We start from the raw sequence: 22,238 nt of genomic DNA on the forward strand, positions 1-22,238 counted from the left end.
TATCTTTCTTTTTGGTGCAAAAGTACGAAAAAACCTTTAAAGATAGCGACTTTCTCACAATATTTTTGTATCTTTGCCGAAAATTTACTAAGAAAATGGGAAAAATCATCGCATTAGCTAACCAAAAAGGCGGTGTAGGAAAGACTACTACCACCATTAACTTGGCAGCATCGCTTGCCACGCTAGAGAAAACGGTACTCGTAGTGGACGCCGACCCACAGGCAAACGCTTCCAGTGGATTGGGCGTGGACATCAGCGAGGTAGACTGCTCGCTCTACGAATGCATCATCGACCATGCAGACGTGCGCGATGCCATCTACACCACCGACATTGATGGACTCGACATCATACCTAGTCATATCGACCTGGTAGGTGCCGAGATAGAGATGCTGAATCTCAAAAATCGCGAAAAGGTGATTAAGACATTGCTGCAGCCTATCCGTGACGAATACGACTACATCCTGATAGACTGTTCGCCTTCGCTCGGCCTCATCACCGTCAATTCGTTGACGGCAGCCGACAGTGTCATCATCCCAGTTCAATGTGAATATTTCGCTCTTGAAGGTATCAGCAAATTACTCAACACCATCAAGATCATCAAGAGCAAGCTGAATCCGAAACTCGAGATAGAAGGTTTCCTGCTCACCATGTATGATAGTCGTCTACGCCTTGCCAACCAGATATACGACGAGGTGAAACGCCACTTCCAGGAATTGGTGTTCAAGACCGTAATCCAGCGCAACGTGAAGCTGAGCGAGAGTCCGAGCCATGGTCTCCCAGTTATCCTTTACGATGCAGAAAGCAATGGAGCCAAGAACCATCTGGCCTTGGCAAAGGAGATTATCAACAAGAATAGTTAAGATTTGGAAATTGAACTCTTTTAGAAAGTTCAATGTTCAAAATTAAAAGTAAAAAAATGGCAGTACACAAGAAATACAACAACGGTACAAAGAGCAACGCTTTAGGACGCGGACTCGACGCCCTCATCTCTACCGAGGGAGTGCGCACCCAGGGCAGCAGTACCATCAATGAAATTCCTCTCGACCAGATTGAGGCGAATCCCAATCAGCCACGCCGGGAGTTTGACGACGAAGCCCTACATGAGCTCGCCGAAAGCATCAAGGCCATAGGCATCATCCAGCCTATCACCTTAAGACAGGTTTCAGAAAACAGATTCCAGATTATCGCCGGTGAACGCCGCTGGCGCGCTTCACAACTTGCGGGGCTGACAGCTATCCCTGCATACATCCGCACCATCAGCGATGAGAACGTAATGGAAATGGCGCTCGTAGAGAATATCCAGCGCCAAGACCTCAACGCCATAGAAATAGCACTCGCCTACGAACACCTTCTGGAAAACGAGGGTATGACACAGGAGAAAATTTCAGAACGTGTGGGCAAGAGCCGTGCAGCTATCGCCAACTATCTGCGACTGCTCAAACTTCCTGCCCAGGTGCAGATGGCACTACAGAAGAAAGAAATCGACATGGGTCATTGCCGTGCCCTACTGGCCCTCGACTCACCTTCGCTGCAAATCAAGTTGTTCAAGGAGATACAGAAGAACGGCTACTCAGTAAGAAAGGTTGAAGAGATGGTACAGCGACTCAAGAGCGGAGAAGACATCGAGAGCGGTAAGAAAACCATCACGGCTAAGGCTCAGATGCCTGAGGAATTTACACAACTCAAAAACCGCCTGTCACAGTTTCTCAATACCAAAGTGCAGTTCACCTGCTCTGCTAAGGGCAAGGGAAAAATCAGCATTCCATTCGCCAACGAAGAGGAGCTGGAGCACATCATGAATGTTTTCGATCAGTTAAAGCAAGAATAAAAGTGAAACTCAGTATATCACAAATCTGTTTGGCAACCCTGCTACTTCTGGCACCGATGGGCGCACAGGCACAAAAGTCGAAACAAAAAAAACAAGTGACCGATGTGCCAACCATTGCATCAGCCGACTCGGCAAAAATAGCCATAGACTCGATGCTTACCGCACAAGACAGCAGCAAACTGGCAAGCCTCACCCAACCAGCAAAGCCTGTACGCAAAAAGCGCAACTGGGCAACCTGGCGACCTGATACCAAGCGTGCCATGTGGTTAGCACTTGTATTACCTGGTGCCGGACAGATATACAATCGCAAATATTGGAAACTGCCCTTCATCTATGGCGGTTTCGTAGGCTGTACATACGCCATCACCTGGAACAACCAGATGTATCACGACTATTCGCAAGCCTACATGGATATTATGGACGATGACCCCAACACCCAGAGCTACAATCAGTTTCTGCACTTGGGCGCCCAGATCAACGAATCGAACATAGAACGCTATAAGGAAATCTTCCGCAAGCGAAAAGATAAATATCGCCGTTGGAGAGACTTGGGAACCTTCGTCATGATAGGCATCTATGCCTTCTCAGTGATTGATGCCTACGTAGATGCATCGCTCTCGGAATTTGACATCTCCGATGATCTCTCGCTCAGAATAGAGCCTACCATGCTGAATAACGGCAACAAGACTGCCAATCCGCTGCGGTCTGGAAGCCTCGGCGTAAGTTGCTCACTCACATTTTAATGCGTGAGGAGTTAGAATACACCTATATATATTATAACGCAAAATAGAAATTAGAAACATAGACGAGATAAAACATCAATATGAAGAAAATACTAGTCATGGCAGCAGCGATGCTGTTCAGCTTACAAGGCATTCATGCCCAAACCGACGTTACAGAAGAAACAAATAACGATGATATCATCACCGTTACCGACAAAGACGGAAAGCAGGAGGAAATCGAAGTACCTGAGGGAATGGAAGATAACCTCGACAGCCTGCTCCACCTTTACAATGCACAGACTTACATGATGGCAGATACAACCTGCAAATACCGCGATGTAAACCCTGTCTTCGAGAAGGAAGTGTATATCGACCGTCTGAAGAGAATGCCTACCATCATCGAAATGCCATACAATGAGGTAGTACAGAAATTCATAGACCGTTACAGCGGTAAACTACGCCGTTCGGTAAGTTTTATGTTGGGAGCAAGTAACTTCTACATGCCTATCTTCGAAGAGGCATTAGAGGCTTACAACCTGCCACTGGAATTGAAATATCTGCCAGTTATTGAATCGGCACTCAACCCTAAAGCTGTATCACGCGTTGGTGCCACAGGCTTATGGCAGTTTATGCTGCCTACCGGCAAGCGATATGGTCTGGAGGTAAACTCACTCATCGACGAGCGCCGCGACCCGGTAAAAGCATCCTATGCAGCCGCTCACTATCTGAGCGACCTGTACAAAATATTCGACGATTGGAGCCTCGTGATTGCAGCTTACAACTGCGGTCCAACCAATGTCAACAAGGCCATCCATCGTGCAAAAGGCAACGCCGACTACTGGAACATCTATCCATATCTGCCAAAGGAAACACGTGGATATGTACCAGCTTTCATCGCTGCCAACTACATCATGAACTACTACTGCGATCATAACATCTGCCCTATGGTAAGCGAACTGCCAGTAAAGACAGACACTATCGTAGTATCAAAAGATATCCACCTGGAGCAGATTTCCAAAGTGCTGAACATCAATATCGAGCACCTGCGCAATCTGAATCCACAGTATCGTCATGATATCATCAACGGATTGAACCATCCGATGGTATTGCGTCTTCCATCTACCCTCATCGGTAGTTTCATCGACCAGCAGGACAGCATCTGTGCTTACAGAGCCGATGAACTCTTCCTGAAGCGCGCTACCGTAGATGTCAATGATGCACAGCCAACCTATAGCCGCCCACGAAGCAGCTACAGTCGCCACAGCGCTTCTTCACGCAGCAAGAAGAGCAGCAAGCGAGGCAGAAACAGAAAACAAGGCAGCAAGAGTGTTACCATCAAGAATGGTGATACCCTTTCTGAAATAGCAGCACGCAACGGAACAACCGTTAAGAAACTGCGCAAACTGAACGGCATCAAGGGTAACAGTATCCGTGCCGGAAAGAAAATCAAAGTGAAATAAAAGAACTACGTATGCTGTAGTTTTTTCAGTCTAATTAAGAACATTATTTATTGGAGGGACCCACTATGGATGACCAGAACTTGAAAGACCTCGAAAGAGAGCAGGCTGACAACCAGTTGATTGGCGATGCCTTTCAACACCTGCTTGACACCTACCTGAGTTCGCGACACCGCAAGAAGGTAGATATAGTGACCAAGGCATTCAACTTCGCCCGACAGGCGCACAAAGGTGTGCGCCTGTCGGGCGAACCATATATCATGCACCCTATCGCCGTGGCTCAGATAGCCTGCGAGGAGATGGGGCTCGGCTCAACGAGCATCTGTGCCGCACTGCTTCATGATGTGGTAGAAGATACCGACTACACCGTAGAAGATATCTCAAACATCTTTGGAGCCAAGGTGGCACAAATCGTTGATGGACTCACCAAGATCAGTGGTGGAATCTTCGGCGATAAGGCATCAGCACAGGCAGAAAACTTCAAAAAGCTATTGCTCACTATGAGCGATGACATCCGTGTTATCCTTATCAAGATTTGCGACCGCCTGCACAACATGCGCACGCTGGAATCGCAACCGGCCAACAAACAATACAAGATTGCGGGCGAAACCTTGTATATTTATGCACCCCTCGCCAACCGATTGGGCTTGAACAAAATCAAGACCGAACTCGAAGACCTCAGCTTCCGCTACGACCATCCACAGGAGTATGCCAACATAGAGCATAAGCTTGCCGATACCGAATCACAGCGCGATACCCTCTTCGAGAGTTTTACTGCACCTATCCGAGAAGAACTCGACAAGTTAGGCGTAGAATACAAAATCAAAGCACGCGTGAAGAGCCCTTATTCTATTTGGAACAAGATGCAGAACAAGCACGTTACCTTCGATGAGATTTACGACATTCTTGCTGTGCGCATCATCTTTACGCCAAAAGTGAGAGCAAACGAAGTAAACGAATGTTTCAATATCTACGTAGCCATCAGCAAAATCTACAAGAGCCATCCAGACCGTCTGCGCGACTGGTTGAACCATCCGAAAGCAAACGGTTATCAGGCACTCCACGTTACCCTGATGAGTAAGCAGGGAAGATGGATAGAAGTGCAGATCCGTTCCGACCGTATGGACGAGGTAGCAGAAAAGGGGTTTGCTGCCCACTGGAAATACAAAGAAGGAAACGAAGGTGAATATACAGAAGATGAGAACGAGCTGAACGACTGGCTCTGCACCATCAAGGAGATTCTGGACGATCCGCAGCCGGATGCCATGGACTTCCTCGATGCCATCAAGCTGAACCTCTATGCTTCAGAAATCTTCGTCTTCACACCAAAGGGAGAAATCAAGACGATGCCGGCAGGCTGTACTGCCCTCGACTTCGCCTTCCAGATTCATACCTTCCTGGGCAGCCACTGTATCGGAGCCAAGGTAAACCATAAGCTGGTTCCGCTGAGCCATAAGCTGCAAAGTGGCGACCAGGTTGAGATTCTTACTTCCAAGAGCCAGCATGTACAGGAAGAATGGGTCAACTTCGTCAGTTCAGCCAAGGCAAAGAGCAAGATTCTGGCTATCCTGCGCCGCGATTCACGAGAGGTTCAGAAGAAGGGAGAAAACATACTCACCGAATGGCTCAAGAAGAACAGCATCGAGATGAGTGCGTCGGTGGTAGACCGCCTATGCGATTTTCATAATATCCAGAAGCCTGAAACCCTCTTCCAGTCATTGGGAGACCATCAGATTATCCTAGGCGATAAAGATTTCGATGAGTTGCAGGGCAAGCCTAAGAAACAGCAGGCCAGCAGCTGGCGCAATTATATCCCATTCCTGGGCAAGAGCAAGGAGAAGGCTCAAGAAAAAGGCATCGTGAAGCCTCAGGATCTTTTCGTGGTGGGCAAAGACTTCAACAAGAAGAAGCCACTCATCCTGACCGAGGAGAACATCAACCAGTTTATCTTCCCTAGCTGCTGCCATGCGATTCCTGGCGATGACGTTATGGGCTTTATCGACAACAAGAACCGCATCGAAATACATAAGCGCTCTTGCAGCATAGCAGCCAAACTGAAGTCCAGTTTCGGCAACCGCATCGTAGATGCCAAATGGGATATGCACAAGCAGATACTCTTCGATGCAACCATCGAAATCAAGGGTATCGACCGTAAGGGCATGCTGCTGGATGTAAGTAAGGTGATTAGCGACCAGTTGGGTATCAATATCCACAAGATAACAATCAGTAGTGATAACGGTATCTTCGACGGTACCATCGAACTCCGTGTTCACGACCGCGAAGAAGTTAAGACCATTATGAACCAACTCCGGAATATTGATGATCTGCAGGAAGTACAGAGAATCCTGTAACTTAGGAGTTTATGATAATAAAGAAAAGATAAATAATAGAGAATCGCCGGATTTAAAATCTGGCGATTCTCTATGAAATCATACAGATTTCAACATCTTATAAAAACAGATTCAAAACAACAAGCTTAAAAACAATATGAAAAAATTATTCTTATCATTTTTAATGATGTTGACCCTGTTGCCTCTGGCAGCAGCCAACAAGTATGACAACCCCGACACGATTGTAGTATCCCGTGATGGTACCGGCGAATTCCGCACCATCGACGAAGCCATCGAAGTATGTCGCGCTTTCATGGATTACAGCAAGGTAATCTACGTAAAGAAAGGCGTATACAAGGAGAAACTCATCCTCCCTTCATGGCTCACCAACATCACCATCTGTGGTGAAGACCGTGATAACACCATCATCACATGGGACGATCATGCCAACATCAAGATGCCTGTAGGTGGACTCGATTCAGAAGCAGCTGTAAAGGGTAAACCGATGGGCACATTCCGCACTTATACCCTGAAGGTACAGGGCAGTTACATCACCCTGAAAAACATCACCATCGAGAACAATGCTGCCAAACTGGGACAAGCAGTCTCCCTGCATCTTGAAGGCGATCATATCCTGGTTCAGAACTGCCGTCTGCTGGGCAATCAGGATACCGTTTATACAGGTATAGCCAACAACCGTTCAGCCTTCTACGATTGCTACATCGAAGGAACCACCGATTTCATCTTTGGTCCGGGAAGAGCATGGTTTGAGAATTGTGAGATTCGCAGCAAGGCCAACAGCTACATCACAGCCGCATCCAGTCCTGCCGGTCAGGAATATGGCTATGTATTCAACAAGTGCAAGCTTACCGCCGAGCCAGGTGTAGACAAGGTTTATCTGGGCCGTCCATGGCGCCCTTATGCAGCTACCCTCTTCATGAATTGCGAAATGGGCAGCCACATCCGTCCAGAAGGATGGCACAACTGGGGCAAGCAGAGCAACGAACAGACAGCCCGCTACAGCGAATATAACAACCACGGTGCAGGTGCTGCAACCAAGGCACGCGTAGCCTGGAGCCGTCAGCTCACCAAGAAAGAAGCTGCTAAAGTTACCATCGAGAATGTCTTCGGCGAAGAAGCGTGGTAACTCTAGCTAATCATAAAGTCCAAAGTTACTAAACCAGTCCATCGAGCTGCTTTTTGAGTTCTTTGAGCTGGTCTCTTACAGAAATAAGGGTGTCGAGAACTTCAGAAGATTTCTCGGCACCCGTTCTGTTTTGGTTCAGATACTTACGGGCAGCCGCAATCTTCAATCCCTTCACCTTGATAAGGTTGTAGATGAGCCTTACCTGCTCAATATCCTTATCGGTATACTGGCGCACTTTGTTGCCAGCAACCTTCGGTTTGAGAAAAGGAAACTCCTTTTCCCAATATCTCAACGTAGAGTCGTTTAGACCAAACATTTCACCTACTTCCTTGATAGAATAGTACAATTTCGTTGTTTTATCTGGAATTATTGCCATTTTTTCCGTCTTTAATTTCAAAAATAATTAATTTAGTTGCAAAATTAAACAATTCTTCTTATCTTTGCAAAGATTTTCGGAAGAAAATGCCCTAAAGGGCAAAAATATTTTCTGAGAGGATACTCAATCCCCTCTCCAAAACAGGAAAAAGAAATTAAAGATAAATATAAAAAAGATATGATGACAGCTAATGAAGTGCGCGAATCCTTCAAGAAATTCTTCGAAGGTAAAGGCCACAAGATTGTTCCATCAGCACCTATGGTTATCAAGGATGACCCAACGCTGATGTTTACAAACGCTGGTATGAACCAGTGGAAAGACATCATCCTCGGTACAAAAGACCCAGGCAAGGATGTTCGTCGTGTTGATACTCAGAAATGTCTCCGTGTAAGCGGTAAGCACAACGACCTCGAAGAGGTGGGTCACGATACTTACCACCACACCATGTTCGAGATGCTCGGTAACTGGAGCTTCGGCGACTACTTTAAGGAGGGTGCCATCGATATGGCTTGGGAATACCTGACCGGAGTGTTGAAACTCAACCCTGCCGACCTCTACGTTACCGTATTCGAGGGTAGCAAGGAGGAAGGTCTGGAACGCGACAACGAGGCAGCAGGTTACTGGGCTAAGCACGTGCCAGCCGACCACATCATCAACGGTAACAAGCACGACAACTTCTGGGAGATGGGCGATACAGGTCCTTGCGGTCCTTGCTCAGAGATTCACGTGGATTCTCGTACTCCAGAGGAGAAGGCTCAGGTGCCAGGCCGTGAGTTGGTAAACAAGGATAACCCTCAGGTCATCGAAATCTGGAACATCGTGTTCATGCAGTACAACCGCAAGGCTGACGGTTCTCTCGAACCACTCCCAATGCACGTTATCGATACAGGTATGGGCTTCGAGCGCTTGGTTCGCATGTTGCAGGACAAGCACTCTAACTATGATACAGATATCTTCCAGCCAATCATCAAGGAAATTGAGGCTATCTCTGGCAAGAAGTATGGCTTCACTACTCCTACTGGTGAGAATGGCGAGGGCAAGGATGAGCAGGAGAAGATTGATATCGCTATGCGTGTCTGCGCCGACCACCTCCGTGCCGTAGCCTTCTCTATCGCCGATGGTCAGTTGCCAAGCAACGCCAAGGCAGGTTACGTAATCCGACGCATCTTGCGCCGTGCCGTACGTTACGCTTACACATTCCTCGGCCAGAAGCAGGCATTCATGTACAAGCTCGTCAATGTATTGGTAGAGCAGATGGGTGCAGCCTTCCCAGAGTTGCCAGCTCAGCAGGAGCTCATCACCCGTGTGATGAAAGAGGAAGAGGATTCATTCCTCCGCACCTTGGAGAAGGGTATCAACCTCCTCAATGGCGATATGGACGAGCTCAAGGCTCATGGCGAGACTCAGCTTGATGGCGAAAGCGCATTCCGCCTCTTCGATACATACGGTTTCCCTCTCGACCTGACAGAGCTTATCTGCCGTGAGAATGGTTACACCGTAGATGCTGCAGGCTTCGACGAGGAGATGAAGAAGCAGAAGGAACGTGCCCGCAATGCTGCTGCTGTAGAGAACGGCGACTGGGAAGTCTTGAAGGAAGGTGACCAGAACTTCGTAGGTTACGACTATACAGAATATGAGTGCCACATCCTGCGCTACCGCAAGGTGACTCAGAAGAAGAACTCTTTCTATGAGTTGGTACTCGACAACACTCCATTCTATGGTGAGATGGGTGGACAGGTTGGCGACAAGGGTGTACTCGTTAGCGAGGATGAGACCATCCAGGTTATCGACACCAAGCGCGAGAACAACCAGAGCATCCACATCGTAAAGGAGTTGCCAAAGGATGTAAACGCAGATTTCATGGCTTGCGTAGATATCGAGAACCGCGAGGGAAGTGCAGCCAACCATACTGCAACCCACTTGCTCGACTACTGTCTGAAGCAGGTTTTGGGCGAGCACGTAGAGCAGAAGGGTTCTTATGTAGATAAGGACACCTTGCGTTTCGACTTCTCTCACTTCCAGAAGGTAACTGATGAGGAGCTCCGCAAGGTAGAGCACATGGTAAACGAGATGATCCGTGCCGACTATCCATTGGATGAGCACCGCGATACTCCTATCGAGGAGGCTAAGGAACTTGGCGCTATCGCCCTCTTCGGCGAGAAGTATGGCGACAAGGTTCGTGTGGTTCGCTTCGGTCCATCTGCTGAGTTCTGTGGTGGTATTCACGCCAAGAGCACCGGTAAGATTGGTTTCTTCAAGATTATCTCTGAGAGCAGCGTAGCAGCCGGCATCCGCCGTATCGAGGCTTTGACAGGCAAGGCTTGCGAGGAGGCTATCTACGGCTTACAGGATACCATCGTAGCCTTGAAGGGCTTGTTCAACAATGCCAAGGATCTCGAAGGTGTCATCAGAAAGTACATCGACGAGCACGATGCCTTGAAGAAGGATGTTGAGAAGTTCCAGGCTCAGGCTGTAGAGCGTGCCAAGGATAAGCTTGTAGAGAATGCAAAAGAAATCAATGGTGTGAAGGTTGTTACAGCCGTATTGCCAATGGAGCCAGCAGCTGCCAAGGATTTGGTATTCAAGGTTCGCGAGGCATTGCCAGAGAACATGATCTGCGTGGTAGGTTCTGTTTATAACGACAAGCCTATGCTCAGCGTAATGTTCAGCGATGATATGGTAAAGGATCACGGTTTGAATGCTGGTAAGATGATTCGCGAAGCTGCCAAGTTGATTCAGGGCGGCGGTGGCGGTCAGCCTCACTATGCTCAGGCTGGCGGTAAGAACAAGGACGGCTTGAGCGCTGCAGTAGATAAGGTTGTAGAGTTGGCTCAGCTGTAATCAGCTTCCACATTTGAATATATGATAGAGTTATCTTAACTCTTATATATAATAAGGTATAAAGGGTTGCAATCCATCTTTTCGAGGATTACAACCCTTTTTCTATTGACATTAGGGAGTCTCCAAGTCATAATTATCAATTTATGATAATCATCAAATGATAAAATTCCTTATTTTATTATCATTTTATGATAATCACTTTATGATAATCGGAATAAAAGTTGTATCTTTGCAGAAGATAAGCTGCACTCGGCAATTTGTAAGCAAGCTTACATTGCGCTCGTTTGCATTATCTTTGCAGCCGTAAAATATATAATAAGGTATAGATATGGTAATGAAGAATCCTTTCGTCACAAACGGTTACGCCGGTCCGGAATACTTCTGCGACCGTATGGAAGAAACCCAGCATATCACAGAGATGCTGACCAATGAGAATAACATGGCTCTGATTTCCCCTCGACGCATCGGAAAGACAGAGCTGATTCATCATTGCTTTGCCCAGCCAGTCATCCAAAAAGATTATTATACTTTTATCATAGACATCTATTCAACCAATTCCGTCAGCGATCTGGTCAATATGTTCGGCAAAGCCATTATTGATGAACTTCGCCCTAAAGGCAGAAGCGCTTGGGAGAAATTCCTGATAGCACTCTCTTCTCTCCGTTCAGAAATCTCTTTCGATATCAACGGGGCTCCAGTTTGGGGAATAGGCATCGGCAACATAGTAAATCCCGAAATTACGCTTGATGAGATATTCTCTTATCTCAACCAAGCCGACAAGCCATGTCTTGTTGCCATCGACGAGTTTCAGCAAATCACCAACTATGCCGACAACCGCATAGAAGCTTTACTCCGTACCTACATTCAGCATTGCACCAATGCCCACTTCATCTTCTCGGGTTCTCACCGCCATCTGATGGCAGAAATGTTCACATCTCCTGCCCGCCCATTCTATCAGAGCGTGACGCTGATGAACCTGAAGCCTCTGGATGTGGAGAAATACAAGGAGTTTGCCACAGCCAAGTTCGAGGAGCGCAACAAGCATCTAGATACTGCCATTATCGGAGAACTCTTCGCCCGTTTCGGTGGTGTCACTTCATACATCCAGCGAGTAATGAATGTTCTCTTCCTCAAGACTCCCGAACAGGGTACCTGCACTCTGGATATGGTAGATGATGCCATCAACTACAATCTCAACATGGCATCAGACACCTACGAGACCCTTCTGCGCCAGATGCCGGAAAAGCAGCGCAATGTCTTCATCGCCATCTCTGCAGAGGGCGAAGCCAGAAGCGTAAAGAGCGGAGCCTTCGCAAAGAAATATCATCTCCCGTCGCCAAGCTCTGTAAATTCCGCCCTGAAGGGATTGCTGGAGAAGGATTTCATCACCCAGCAGGATGATGCCTACGTGGTATATGACAAGTTCTTCGATTTGTGGCTGAAGAAGTATCTGAAATAGTATAAGGTGATTTCAATATTTTTGTTACCTTTGCACCCAAATTTAAATATATATATTCAATATGGCTATTATAAAGACAGTAGAGGGAAAGACTCCTCAATGGGGAAAGAATTGTTTTATCGCTGAGAATGCCGTACTGACCGGTGACTGCATTCTTGGTGATGACTGCAGCATCTGGTATAGTGCGGTATTGCGCTCTGACGTGGATGCCATCAGATGTGGAAACAGGGTAAATGTGCAGGATTGCGCCTGCATCCATCAAACCGGTACGATGCCTTGCATCCTGGAGGATGATGTATCTGTGGGACATGGTGCCATCGTCCACGGAGCCACAGTCAGAAAAGGTGCACTCATCGGAATGAATGCCACCGTGCTAGATAAGGCTGACATTGGAGAAGGGGCTATTATTGCAGCAGGTGCTGTAGTTACCCATGGCACCAAGGTTCCTGCACATGAGATTTGGGCGGGTATTCCTGCCAAGAAGGTGAAAGCTTGCGCTCCCGGCCAAGCCGAGGAGTTTGCCAAGCATTATTCCGGATACATCAAAGACTGGTATCTGAAGGAAGATAAATAATCACTTTATGATTATCATAAAATGAGAATAAAACGCCATTTTTTATCTTTTATAGAAGATAAAAGCAAAATATTTAGGATTTTCATCCATTATAAAAGATAAAAATCGTATATTTGCAGAAAATTTCATTTATAAGTGATAAAAATATGGCAACTATTATTCGTCAATCATATATCGACAAGATAGAAAGGTATCTTGGAAAGGAGACTATCATCGTATTAGTAGGTCAACGTCGTGTAGGTAAAAGCTGCATGATGAAAATGATTCGTGACCGCAAGAAGGCAGATGACTGCAACAATATCATCTTTATAGATAAGGAGAAAAGAGAGTTTGACAACATTCAGACCTATCAGGATCTCAACGACTATATCGGAGAGCACTTTCAGTCCGATAAACATAACTATATCCTTATCGATGAGATACAAGACATCAGGGAATTTGAACGCTCCATCCGAAGTTATCGCACAGAACCCAACACCGACATTATCATCACAGGTAGCAATGCCCGCATGCTGAGCAATGAACTGAGCACACTCATCGGTGGCAGATATAAGGAAATCTATATCCAATCGCTGAGCTATAACGAGTTTCTGGAATTTCATCAACTATCAGATAATGACGAAGCACTTGCTCTGTACATTCAGTATGGTGGTCTGCCTGGTCTGGCAAAGATAGGTCTTGAAGAGGATGATGCACGTGAATATCAAATGGATATTTACCATACCGTCTTACTTAAGGATGTCATTATGCGCAACCAGATAAGAAACGTGCCATTCTTAGAGAATTTAGTACGTTTTCTCGCAGACAACACCGGTAAGTTGATTTCCGCCAACAGTATCGCCAAATATATGAAATCACAAGGCGAATCTATAACGTCCACGGCTATCATCAATTACATATCCTTCCTTTGTGAAGCCTATATCCTACACAAGGTGAACCGCTATGACATCCACGGCAAACGCATCTTTGAAACCAACGATAAGTTTTATTTTGAAGACAACGGCATCAGAAATGCCATTGCCGGGGGAACACGTGAAGGAGACATTGAGAAAGTGATAGAGAATATCATCTATCAGAACCTCATACGCTTGGGCTATCAAGTATATGTAGGACAACTGCAAGCTGGAGAAATCGACTTTGTATGTACCAAACCAGGCGGCGAACGCATCTACGTGCAAGCTTCCTACATCATAGCCGACGATGCAACCAGAGAACGGGAGTTCGGTAATCTCCGTGCCATCAAGGACAATTATCCGAAGTACGTTATCTCCATGACCCCTCTGCTCACCAAAAATGATAATGACGGCATCACGCACCTGCATCTTCGCAAGTTCCTGACTGAAGGAATATAAAAACGATAGAGCAAAACTATTACATAGCCATTGCCATAACCTTCGTGGCACTCTCAATGGTATTCAATTGCGCACACAGTGTATTCGCATTTTGAACCCCAAAAATCCTTAATGACCGAAAATGACCGTGACCTTAATGACCGGAATTCTCGGTAGAACGAAAAAGACCGCTCTCCTCGTATTGAGGTGAGCGGTCGATTTATTTATGGATGAGTCTGCTTATTATAATAAGGTAGACTCCATGTTCTTTATCCCATGCAGCTCGTTACTCCGAGCGTAGTAGCGATAGCGGTCAGAATGCTGATGGCTATCTGCAGAATTGTTTTCCAAGTGTTCGCTTTCATTTTTTTTGAATGTTGAATGGTTTTTTAATGTTGAATGTTGAGTGTTGAATGTTGAATTTTTTGTGGGCGGATAGGCTGGGCTAGGGGCTAGCACCCTAGCCAGTCTATCCTTGGGCTATTCAAGGCCGTCGCCAGTATCGTCCTTGCCGGTAGTACCGCCGGTTGATTCAGAGCCTTGGCCTTCGCTACCGGTCTGACCGGTGTTTGAACCACCTGGGGTAGAACCGCCTGGCGTATTATCCGGAGTAGTTGGCGCGTTGAGGTCAACGTTGGTCTTACCCTCCTTAATCGCCTTGATAACAGCTGCCTGAGCGCTGCGGCTGGCTACGAGGTTGAACTCGGCGTCATCGCGAAGGTTCTTGAACTCCTGACCCGGTTCCCACTGAACCTTCACGCCGGTGATGTTCTGCGAAGTGAACTTGTCAGCATCCTCGGCACCCTTTGAGGTGAGAAGGAGAGAGAAATCACCGAGATCGCCCAGACGGATTTTCTTGCCCTCAAGCAACATCTCACGCATGCAGTCTACGGCGATGTAGAGGATGGCGCTGATGTCGGCTCTCGAATAGACACTTCCATGTGAAGTGATGTGCTTGGCAAACTTCTCGATGGTCATGATGTCGGTGTACTGTGAGATAGCGAAAGCGTTCTGCTTCTCGGTCTTCACGAGTTCCAGGTCCTTTGGGTCAGGGGTAGTACCCTCCTTCTTTGCCTGGTTGATGCGTGACTTAGCCTGGTTGATTTCCAGAAGATTTGCGTTCACGCTACGCATTACGATGCTGTAATTAATCATACTATGTTATGCTTTAAAGAGTTTATTTAATCACAATTTCCCAGATGCTTTTTTTTGTCCTTTTCAGAGTCTTCATTGATGACCGGCGCCTGTCATCTTTTGCTCCCTGTCTCGGTCTTCATAGATGACCGCCTTTAGGTACAAAATAGCTTTCTTTCGATTGCTGGTGCAAAGGTACGAAAAAGCGCTGTAGGAAGCAATACTTTTCCGGCCACTTGAATTCAGTTTTCCGGAATCTTGTGAAATGGAGTCTTTCGAGAGTAGGTGAAGAGTGTCATGGCAACGGGCTGCATCCGGTCATTAGTGACCGGTCATTATCGGTCATTAAGAAAAATTACTTCCGGTCATTTAGCCCCTATAATATATATTAAATATTTTAATATTATATTATAGCTCTCTTTTTCGCCCCCGAAAACCTTAATGACCGATAATGACCGGGCATTAATGACCGGATTCTGAGGCTTTAATTAATACTCTTTTAATGCTAGTACTGTACTTGTAATTTGTTCTGCATTAATGATTTATAATAAGCCATTATATATTTTTATCTGTGTGTAAATGTATAGAAATAAGCTACATATGTCAGCGTCCTTTTCCTACAATATCGTTGCTTCTTTGCCCCATTTTCGCCTTCCCTTCACTCTCATTTCTGCCATAAATGCTCTTTCTTTGGAGCATGAATTGATGTGAGGAAGAGCATTTTTGCGTTTTTCCCTTTGGAAATCTATAAAACCACTTTGATATCAGTTCTTTTGCTTCTTTATATAGAAGAGTAAAAATATCGAACATGGCTATCATAAGTATGTTTTATATCATTATCCTTTGAATAGTTTCTTCCTTTAATATTGCTCTGTTTTGGGGCGGTAAGCATTATTTACATAATCAGCTTTTATACTCATTTCCTTGTATAAAAGGTAAAATCCCTAGGTAAGTCTTTTTCTACATTTTTGTGTTAATATTTATAATAAAATGTAGATGTTTCGCAATTATTTTGTACCTTTGAAGGCAATTCTGCTATAAAAAGCAGGCTATAAATATAAAATTTAAACTTGAATAAACTTATAAACAAATAAACATACATTGAAGACTATGTCTGGATTTGCAATTTACAACTACAATTTCTTACGCATCATAAGACCTAACGAAGAATATCAACTTGAGTTCCCCGACTGGGTAAAAGTAAATGTGCAAGAATCATTTGAAAATCGCCAGCAATTGCTTGAAGAGCTTTTGCTGGCTGATTTCGAGAAACCATTCCCGTTTGAGAATGCCAGAAAGAAACCATACTGGCACAAACAAATAGTGAAACCACAAGATAATGTCTATGTGATGCGTGTGGCAAATGTTACAAACGTAACGATTACCGACGAACACCTGATGTCTCAAAAATATGCTGATTATAGAAATTGTCTGGTCATCATCGACAATCGCCCAGGAATCCAACGCATCGCCATAGAGCGAAAATCTACGGCTTTCAGCCATACAAAAACTGTGGCTAATATTCTCGAAGCATCCTTCTGCAAACTGCTGAAGAGTAAACTGTTGAAGGTTGAACTATCTGCGGTTTACAGTTCGAATGTGTTTTGGGATATGCTGAAAAAATACCCTAATGGCTTCAGTAAAGTGACTTTTCATTTCCCTCATCTCAATTTAGATCGTCTGACCAAAGTGATGGATAAATATCTCAAAACTGCTCGTGAGGATTGGGATAGTGATCTTGACTTTACATTCGGTGCAAACGAAGGTGGTGCGGTAAAAATCGATCCGGAGAATTCGCGCCAGACTGCACTTATAGCAGGCGCATCAGGAGCGGGAGCATGGATAAAGATGCTTCCCAATGGTGAAAAAGGAAAGGCTATATTATGCGGCAAAAACCAATTCGTGGTGCGTGAACTCGATTCTGAGGTGTTTAATAATCTGGTAATCGGAGCACAGCCGATTCCTGGCATGGGACAATCTGCTATGGATAAGGTGAAGAGTTTTATGAAGGATATGCCGGATACATTTACTCATTAAGCTGATTAGGGGATGGAAAAGTTTGAACGTTTTTCGGAGGAGAGGCTTACCTCCTTACGTGCCCGTTATAGGGGCGATGATTTGTTTAGAACCTGGACATGGATTCTCTGTTTGCTTGAGCAACAACTGAACGGTCTAAATGCCGTAGAAGTATGGAGTGAAACGGAAATGATTCGCCAGAAGCTGTCTGCAATCAAGGAACATCGTGATAATGAGGTGGAATTTCTTTATGGAGATCTCGTGAAACGGCACCAGTCTGAGTCCACCGCCATAATCATTCTTACGGTTCTATTCACCCAGATGTGTGATGCAGCACCAGATGAAGAGGATGATGCTGCCGAGCGTAATCCTAACCGGGCTGTCTGTATGGTCTTGGCTCGTCGTTTGAAGAATAAGCCCTTTTTTGTGAAATTAATCGCGGCATACAAAAGCAGACGCTACGATAACGAAGGAAACAAGATTATTTTACCCGTAACAGACTATTTGAATGTGAAATCTCCTTTGGAATTGATGGACGAAGAAGCTAAGGCTAATGTGGAGAGATGGGTAGAAGAGATAGAGAAACTCACACGGGGAATCAGAGGCTTTCTGAACATAGACTGGACTGTTTACGATACTATTTGGAGGAATATTTGTGCTGAACAAGAAATTTCCCTTTTGCTCAAAAAGGAACAACCTCGAAACAATAAATGGGGATTTAATCTGAAACTGGTAGCAAATGTTCTGGGCATATTGCATGTTACTCCTTATGGTGATGGTTTCGTGTTAGCAGGAAGCATTCAGGCTATCAGCGATGCTGTAGGAGTGAACGTGAGAGCCTATATTGGAAACCATGCCGATTTTGGATCCAGTAATACTACTTTAACCAAAGAAATGCATGCTAAAATAAAGCAATTCATATTATCTGCAATCGGATAAAAAGCAGCTGTTACAGATAAAGATAATGAGGGCGTTGATGGAATACTTCTGTCAGCGCCCTCTTTCTGTCTGATTACCAGCAGATAAGCAGCTGATAAGAAATAGCCTCCTTATTTTTTTATGCGTATTTTTATCTACAGACTAATATTCTTATCTTTGCGCTCGGATTTGGGAATCAGTTTTCTCATTTCCGAGTGTTTTTATTTTAGTTTAACCTGAGCGGAGGCGGGGAACCTCACAACGTGATTGAAGATGGCCATCGGTGATCCACGGCTTCTCTCGCAAACCGATCAGGAATCATGGCAGAAAAAAAACATCAGCTTACGGCTCTGGGCATTGCCTATGAAGCCGTCATCAAGCTGGGCTATACGCACAGCAAACTGGCAAGGCTCGACAGCAGCATCAACTATCCTACGCTGAGGAATATCAGAGACGGGAAGGAGATGAAGAAAGCTACGGAGCGGTTCTATCTGAAACTCTTCTTCGACCTTATTAATAAGGAATATGAACGGCGAATGGCCTGTGGGGGCGACGGAGCCGTCAGCCTGCTTATCGTGATGAAAAACATCCTTGAAGCAGAGCTGAAATAAAAAGTGGTGAAAAGATGAGGGGGCATTCTTTCACCAACTATTCCGCCGCATCGAAAGTGTTGCTATCTTTGCACCAGCTTTAGCAAGGTTGGGCGGATTAAAGAAAACCTTAAAGGAAGGTTAGACCTTGCGGTTTATAGATTATGAACGGAATGTTTATGAGAGTGGTGCAGCAGGGCGAGGCGTTCGCTGTACAGAGTCAGAAAAGTGAGAACGGACAGATGATGAAATGCAACATCGTTCTCCAGGAGATGGGCGGCAAGTATGAGAACCAGTATGCTGCTGCAATGCTGGGCAACATTGCCCAGTGTAAGTTTGCTCCGGGAACATTGGTGGCGGTTACGCTCCGATTCACGACTCGTGAGTATAATGGTCAGGTTTACCAAGACATCCTCGTTACAGACATTGAGAAACTTGGCAAGTAATTAATCTTGAATTGAAATAGGTGGCGTGAGAATTGTCCCGGGATAATTTGCGCAAACTGAAACTTACGACACTTCTTTCGTTCATCTTCAATTTTAATTTAAGATTTATGAAAAAAGCAAATAAGAAGCAGGTTAATAACCAGCAGGTGAATAATAACGGCTGCCAGCATGTGCAGTTGGGTGGAATGGCTTACTATGATGATAAGCAGTATTTCCTCTTCAGTCCTGATTCTGTAAATCAGGGGGTTGTAGAAGCTTTTCGCCGTCATGGTGTGGCTCAGCAAATGCAAGACGGAACATTTGATTTCGTAGCAGTTTCTAAGCCGAAAAGCCAGTCGGAACTGATTAAGAAACTGGCGCATGGTCGGTTGAGCAAGACCAAGGATGGGGCTATTCAGCTCACGCTGAAGGTGTTCTGCCATGAAGGACTCAACATCGCCCAAACGCTGACTGTTGAGTCAGCAGAAGGGGCTGATGCTTTAGTGGATTATCAATTAAAACGATAAGTAATAAGATAGATGAGTTGTTATTTAATTAAGGTGGAGAATGGGCACAAGGTTGCCCGCTCCATCACTTCGGAAGAGGAGTATAAGCAGTTGCGTGGAAGCAATGAGCAGAAGGCGAATCTTCGCCTGGCTCGTGCCGGAAACGATGCTGCGAAACGGAGACTGGTACAGTTTAACTACTCCGGCCATTATCCGCAAGGCGTGGTGAAGGGAATGAAACTGCCAAGCGGTGCTTTCGGATTTGATATGGATGAGCCGGAGGCTTTCGCCAAGGCTGCCAAGCTGCTGCTGAAGGAACCGGACAAGTACGGACTGCTGATGCTGGAACGTAGCGCACGACAGGGCGGACATGCGGTGTTTGAACGCGAAAAGGGCAAGACGGTTCTGGAGAATCAGGTACGAATTGCTACGATGCTCAAGTGCGAAATGGATACTTCGGCTCACGACATTAATCGGGTTTATTTCACTACCACATCGGATGGCGAAGATTTGCTATTCCTTTCGCCACGGCTCTTCAAGGATGAATACGATGAGGCTGCCGTGGCAGCTGAAGGGAAGGTTCTAGAAGAAAGAGAACGGTATGGGAAGGAGGAACTACCGGAAGGGGCGCACAAGGCAAACAAGCACTTTATGCCTTGGAAGGAAGAATTCAAGAAGGATTCTCAAGGGAGTTTTAAGAGTCAAGAATTAGAGAATTCGAGAATTTCTTCTTCTTCTGCTGCTTCATCCCCAGCTGGTTCATCAGCTTCTTCTTCTGCTTCTCAAGACAATTACCTCGGGATTCCTTATGGCGAAATCATTAAGAAGTGGTGGCAGATGTATAATGATGGGCAGGAGCCGATGCGCTCCAACCGCAATACGCTGACCTTTGAGCTGGCTGTGAATCTGCGCCATATCTGTGGTTTTGACCGCAATCTGCTGGCTCAGATTATTCCCTGCTACGATGGGTTTCCCGAACAGGAAAAGATGGCTTGCATCAAGTCGGCATTGAACGAGAAAATCACGCAAATGCCTAAGCGACTGAAGGATGTGCTGGCTGCGCTGAGACAGGAGAAACTGAAACAGGGGGCTTCAAACGGGAATGCAGATGAAGACAGCGAGGCGCTGGTGAATGCCTTGGACGAAGCTAACGCCAAGGATGATCTGTTCTATTACGATGCTTTACCCAAGATGCCACAAGGCGTGCGTGATTCCATCAGTGCTGTTGGGCCGGCTCTGGCAATGCCAGTGATTACAGCCATCTGTCCTACCATCGGAATGCTTGCTACTGGCGTGAAGGTTTCCGTTCACGGCAAGATGAACTCGCTGAACCTTATCTCCTACATTGCCGGTGATTTTGCATCAGGCAAGGGAAGCATCGACCCCGTGGTTGATGCATGGACTTCGGAAGTGAAACAGATGGACAAAATGTATCAGCAGCAGGAGGATGAATGGAGAGCCAGGAAGCGTGCGGCTAAGAACAAGAAGGAGCAACCGGAAGAACCAAAGCTGCCTGTAAGATGTCTTACTTTAAATAATACGGTGGCGAATCTTGCAGAACGACTGGCTAATACTGAAGGCAAGCACGCCTTCTCGTTCACTCCGGAAGCTGACACTGTAGCACAGAAGTGGAAATCGGCAATGAGCGACTTTTCTGTCATGTTAAGACAGGCTTACGACGGAACAAGCTATGAGCGCGAGGCAAGAAGTGCAGATGCGGTGAATGTTCATATCGAACATCTTTTGTGGAACGTTGTGATGTGCGGAACGCCAGATGCACTCTATCGAGTAGTGAACAATTATACGGATGGTTTCCAAAGCCGTATTGTCGTGGCGCGAACGCCGGACAACACGTTCACTCCGCTTACAGACAATCTCTTTGTGCTGACCGAAACTCAACGTGAGCACATACGGCAGATAGCTCATCTCTTGCCCCTGATGGAGGGCGAGGTGGTTCTGCCTAAGTTGGAGAATAAGGGCAGGGAGTGGCTGGAACAGATACGATTGGAGACCATGAAAAATGACGACAAGGTGAAAGCCCGCCAGCGTTTCCGTATCTGTCCTACCACGATGAGAATGATGACCTGCATCATGCTCTGTAAGGTGGCCGAGACGCTGATTCAGAAACATGGTTTCCAGGGTGCCGAGAAGCAGCTGAAACAGAATCCGCTGTTATGGAAGGAAATGATCGTAAAGACGCAGACACCAACCATGCTCGAAGCCTTCAATATACTGGCAGATTATCAGTTGGACAATGCTCTCTACTTCTTCCGTAGTCGCATAGAGGATGCATTCTCATCCAAGAGTTATTGCGGTCAGACAACTTATGATCGTTCCCGACGCGGCAAAAATGATTCCATCTTCGAGCGGCTTGACGTTACTTTCTCCTTCGAGCAGGCATTGCAGCAAAGTATTGCGGTAAAAGGAGCAAACGTTACTCGGGAGGTTGTTAGACAGATGTTGAAAAACTGGAAGCGACAGGGATTGATAGGTGTGCTGCCCGATATGCGTTACCAGAAGGTTCAACCTACTGTATAATAGAGGTTCAAAATAAGTGACTATTAATACATCCGGTCATTAACGG

At 46.0% G+C, this 22,238-nt stretch carries 19 protein-coding genes; 16 read left to right on the plus strand and 3 right to left on the minus strand.

The features are described 5' to 3' along the window. Positions 1 to 95 precede the first annotated feature (95 nt). The 6 genes from KUA46_RS08945 to KUA46_RS08970 all read left to right on the plus strand — a co-directional run bounded on the left by KUA46_RS08945 (position 96) and on the right by KUA46_RS08970 (position 7,484). The gene (locus KUA46_RS08945; protein ID WP_117586026.1) at positions 96 to 860 is read left to right on the plus strand and encodes a ParA family protein; all 765 of its coding nucleotides are present in this window, start codon (positions 96 to 98) and stop codon (positions 858 to 860) included. 56 nt (positions 861 to 916) lie between these two features. Further along, on the plus strand, positions 917 to 1,828 hold the full coding sequence (locus KUA46_RS08950; protein ID WP_022121424.1) for a ParB/RepB/Spo0J family partition protein: 912 nt from the start codon (positions 917 to 919) through the stop codon (positions 1,826 to 1,828). A gap of 56 nt (positions 1,829 to 1,884) precedes the next feature. After that, positions 1,885 to 2,571: a DUF5683 domain-containing protein gene (locus KUA46_RS08955; RefSeq protein ID WP_117691774.1), complete on the plus strand. Its 687-nt coding sequence runs from the start codon at positions 1,885 to 1,887 to the stop codon at positions 2,569 to 2,571. Between the two features lie 80 nt (positions 2,572 to 2,651). Beyond that, positions 2,652 to 4,010, plus strand: a complete 1,359-nt coding sequence (locus KUA46_RS08960) for a lytic transglycosylase domain-containing protein (protein WP_022121422.1) — start codon at positions 2,652 to 2,654, stop codon at positions 4,008 to 4,010. A gap of 65 nt (positions 4,011 to 4,075) precedes the next feature. After that, positions 4,076 to 6,358, plus strand: a complete 2,283-nt coding sequence (locus tag KUA46_RS08965) for a RelA/SpoT family protein (RefSeq protein ID WP_434725784.1) — start codon at positions 4,076 to 4,078, stop codon at positions 6,356 to 6,358. Positions 6,359 to 6,494: 136 nt separating this feature from the next. Further along, positions 6,495 to 7,484, plus strand: a complete 990-nt coding sequence (locus KUA46_RS08970) for a pectinesterase family protein (RefSeq protein WP_153083487.1) — start codon at positions 6,495 to 6,497, stop codon at positions 7,482 to 7,484. A 28-nt stretch (positions 7,485 to 7,512) separates the two neighbouring features. On the opposite strand, the gene KUA46_RS08975 is transcribed toward KUA46_RS08970, so the two are convergent. Further along, positions 7,513 to 7,860 carry a MerR family transcriptional regulator gene (locus tag KUA46_RS08975; RefSeq protein ID WP_022121419.1) on the minus strand — a complete coding sequence of 116 codons (348 nt, stop codon included), beginning with the start codon at positions 7,858 to 7,860 and terminating at the stop codon, positions 7,513 to 7,515. A 177-nt stretch (positions 7,861 to 8,037) separates the two neighbouring features. Between KUA46_RS08975 and alaS the strand changes: the two genes are divergently transcribed. From alaS to KUA46_RS08995, 4 genes are all read left to right on the plus strand, one after another. Then, on the plus strand, positions 8,038 to 10,701 hold the full coding sequence (alaS, locus tag KUA46_RS08980) for an alanine--tRNA ligase (protein WP_218486896.1): 2,664 nt from the start codon (positions 8,038 to 8,040) through the stop codon (positions 10,699 to 10,701). A gap of 334 nt (positions 10,702 to 11,035) precedes the next feature. Beyond that, on the plus strand, positions 11,036 to 12,160 hold the full coding sequence (locus KUA46_RS08985) for an AAA family ATPase (protein ID WP_217326704.1): 1,125 nt from the start codon (positions 11,036 to 11,038) through the stop codon (positions 12,158 to 12,160). A gap of 61 nt (positions 12,161 to 12,221) precedes the next feature. Then, entirely contained in the window at positions 12,222 to 12,734 is a 513-nt protein-coding gene (locus tag KUA46_RS08990; RefSeq protein WP_153087963.1) for a gamma carbonic anhydrase family protein, read from the plus strand. A gap of 146 nt (positions 12,735 to 12,880) precedes the next feature. Further along, positions 12,881 to 14,086 carry an ATP-binding protein gene (locus tag KUA46_RS08995; protein ID WP_218414710.1) on the plus strand — a complete coding sequence of 402 codons (1,206 nt, stop codon included), beginning with the start codon at positions 12,881 to 12,883 and terminating at the stop codon, positions 14,084 to 14,086. 248 nt (positions 14,087 to 14,334) lie between these two features. Here KUA46_RS08995 and KUA46_RS09000 read toward each other — a convergent pair whose 3' ends face one another. Both KUA46_RS09000 and KUA46_RS09005 read right to left on the minus strand, forming a co-directional pair. Then, the gene (locus KUA46_RS09000) at positions 14,335 to 14,430 is read right to left on the minus strand and encodes a smalltalk protein (protein WP_153072405.1); all 96 of its coding nucleotides are present in this window, start codon (positions 14,428 to 14,430) and stop codon (positions 14,335 to 14,337) included. A 115-nt stretch (positions 14,431 to 14,545) separates the two neighbouring features. Further along, positions 14,546 to 15,220, minus strand: a complete 675-nt coding sequence (locus tag KUA46_RS09005; protein ID WP_218486895.1) for a DNA-binding protein — start codon at positions 15,218 to 15,220, stop codon at positions 14,546 to 14,548. A 1,089-nt stretch (positions 15,221 to 16,309) separates the two neighbouring features. Between KUA46_RS09005 and KUA46_RS09010 the strand changes: the two genes are divergently transcribed. From KUA46_RS09010 to KUA46_RS09035, 6 genes are all read left to right on the plus strand, one after another. Continuing rightward, on the plus strand, positions 16,310 to 17,236 hold the full coding sequence (locus tag KUA46_RS09010; protein ID WP_215652772.1) for a hypothetical protein: 927 nt from the start codon (positions 16,310 to 16,312) through the stop codon (positions 17,234 to 17,236). Between the two features lie 12 nt (positions 17,237 to 17,248). Then, positions 17,249 to 18,154 carry a hypothetical protein gene (locus KUA46_RS09015; RefSeq protein ID WP_218486894.1) on the plus strand — a complete coding sequence of 302 codons (906 nt, stop codon included), beginning with the start codon at positions 17,249 to 17,251 and terminating at the stop codon, positions 18,152 to 18,154. 299 nt (positions 18,155 to 18,453) lie between these two features. Then, positions 18,454 to 18,744: a hypothetical protein gene (locus tag KUA46_RS09020; RefSeq protein WP_118066981.1), complete on the plus strand. Its 291-nt coding sequence runs from the start codon at positions 18,454 to 18,456 to the stop codon at positions 18,742 to 18,744. A 143-nt stretch (positions 18,745 to 18,887) separates the two neighbouring features. Next, complete coding sequence (locus tag KUA46_RS09025; RefSeq protein ID WP_215652438.1) at positions 18,888 to 19,169, plus strand: DUF3127 domain-containing protein; 282 nt, start codon at positions 18,888 to 18,890, stop codon at positions 19,167 to 19,169. A 107-nt stretch (positions 19,170 to 19,276) separates the two neighbouring features. Beyond that, positions 19,277 to 19,675, plus strand: a complete 399-nt coding sequence (locus KUA46_RS09030; RefSeq protein WP_218486893.1) for a hypothetical protein — start codon at positions 19,277 to 19,279, stop codon at positions 19,673 to 19,675. A gap of 12 nt (positions 19,676 to 19,687) precedes the next feature. Continuing rightward, positions 19,688 to 22,192: a DUF3987 domain-containing protein gene (locus tag KUA46_RS09035; protein WP_218486892.1), complete on the plus strand. Its 2,505-nt coding sequence runs from the start codon at positions 19,688 to 19,690 to the stop codon at positions 22,190 to 22,192. The last annotated feature ends 46 nt before the right edge of the window (positions 22,193 to 22,238 follow it).

Source organism: Segatella copri (genome assembly GCF_019249765.2).
Classification (GTDB): Bacteria; Bacteroidota; Bacteroidia; order Bacteroidales; family Bacteroidaceae; genus Prevotella; species Prevotella copri_K.

Excerpts from the sequence above, each read along its gene's own strand:
- KUA46_RS08945 (WP_117586026.1), top strand. The coding sequence starts at position 96 with ATGGGAAAAATCATCGCATTAGCTAACCAAAAAGGCGGTGTAGGAAAG.
- KUA46_RS08950 (WP_022121424.1), top strand. The coding sequence starts at position 917 with ATGGCAGTACACAAGAAATACAACAACGGTACAAAGAGCAACGCTTTA.
- KUA46_RS08955 (WP_117691774.1), top strand. The coding sequence starts at position 1,885 with ATGGGCGCACAGGCACAAAAGTCGAAACAAAAAAAACAAGTGACCGAT.
- KUA46_RS08960 (WP_022121422.1), top strand. The coding sequence starts at position 2,652 with ATGAAGAAAATACTAGTCATGGCAGCAGCGATGCTGTTCAGCTTACAA.
- KUA46_RS08965 (WP_434725784.1), top strand. The coding sequence starts at position 4,076 with ATGGATGACCAGAACTTGAAAGACCTCGAAAGAGAGCAGGCTGACAAC.
- KUA46_RS08970 (WP_153083487.1), top strand. The coding sequence starts at position 6,495 with ATGAAAAAATTATTCTTATCATTTTTAATGATGTTGACCCTGTTGCCT.
- KUA46_RS08975 (WP_022121419.1), bottom strand. The coding sequence starts at position 7,860 with ATGGCAATAATTCCAGATAAAACAACGAAATTGTACTATTCTATCAAG.
- alaS (WP_218486896.1), top strand. The coding sequence starts at position 8,038 with ATGATGACAGCTAATGAAGTGCGCGAATCCTTCAAGAAATTCTTCGAA.
- KUA46_RS08985 (WP_217326704.1), top strand. The coding sequence starts at position 11,036 with ATGAAGAATCCTTTCGTCACAAACGGTTACGCCGGTCCGGAATACTTC.
- KUA46_RS08990 (WP_153087963.1), top strand. The coding sequence starts at position 12,222 with ATGGCTATTATAAAGACAGTAGAGGGAAAGACTCCTCAATGGGGAAAG.
- KUA46_RS08995 (WP_218414710.1), top strand. The coding sequence starts at position 12,881 with ATGGCAACTATTATTCGTCAATCATATATCGACAAGATAGAAAGGTAT.
- KUA46_RS09000 (WP_153072405.1), bottom strand. The coding sequence starts at position 14,430 with ATGAAAGCGAACACTTGGAAAACAATTCTGCAGATAGCCATCAGCATT.
- KUA46_RS09005 (WP_218486895.1), bottom strand. The coding sequence starts at position 15,220 with ATGATTAATTACAGCATCGTAATGCGTAGCGTGAACGCAAATCTTCTG.
- KUA46_RS09010 (WP_215652772.1), top strand. The coding sequence starts at position 16,310 with ATGTCTGGATTTGCAATTTACAACTACAATTTCTTACGCATCATAAGA.
- KUA46_RS09015 (WP_218486894.1), top strand. The coding sequence starts at position 17,249 with ATGGAAAAGTTTGAACGTTTTTCGGAGGAGAGGCTTACCTCCTTACGT.
- KUA46_RS09020 (WP_118066981.1), top strand. The coding sequence starts at position 18,454 with ATGGCAGAAAAAAAACATCAGCTTACGGCTCTGGGCATTGCCTATGAA.
- KUA46_RS09025 (WP_215652438.1), top strand. The coding sequence starts at position 18,888 with ATGAACGGAATGTTTATGAGAGTGGTGCAGCAGGGCGAGGCGTTCGCT.
- KUA46_RS09030 (WP_218486893.1), top strand. The coding sequence starts at position 19,277 with ATGAAAAAAGCAAATAAGAAGCAGGTTAATAACCAGCAGGTGAATAAT.
- KUA46_RS09035 (WP_218486892.1), top strand. The coding sequence starts at position 19,688 with ATGAGTTGTTATTTAATTAAGGTGGAGAATGGGCACAAGGTTGCCCGC.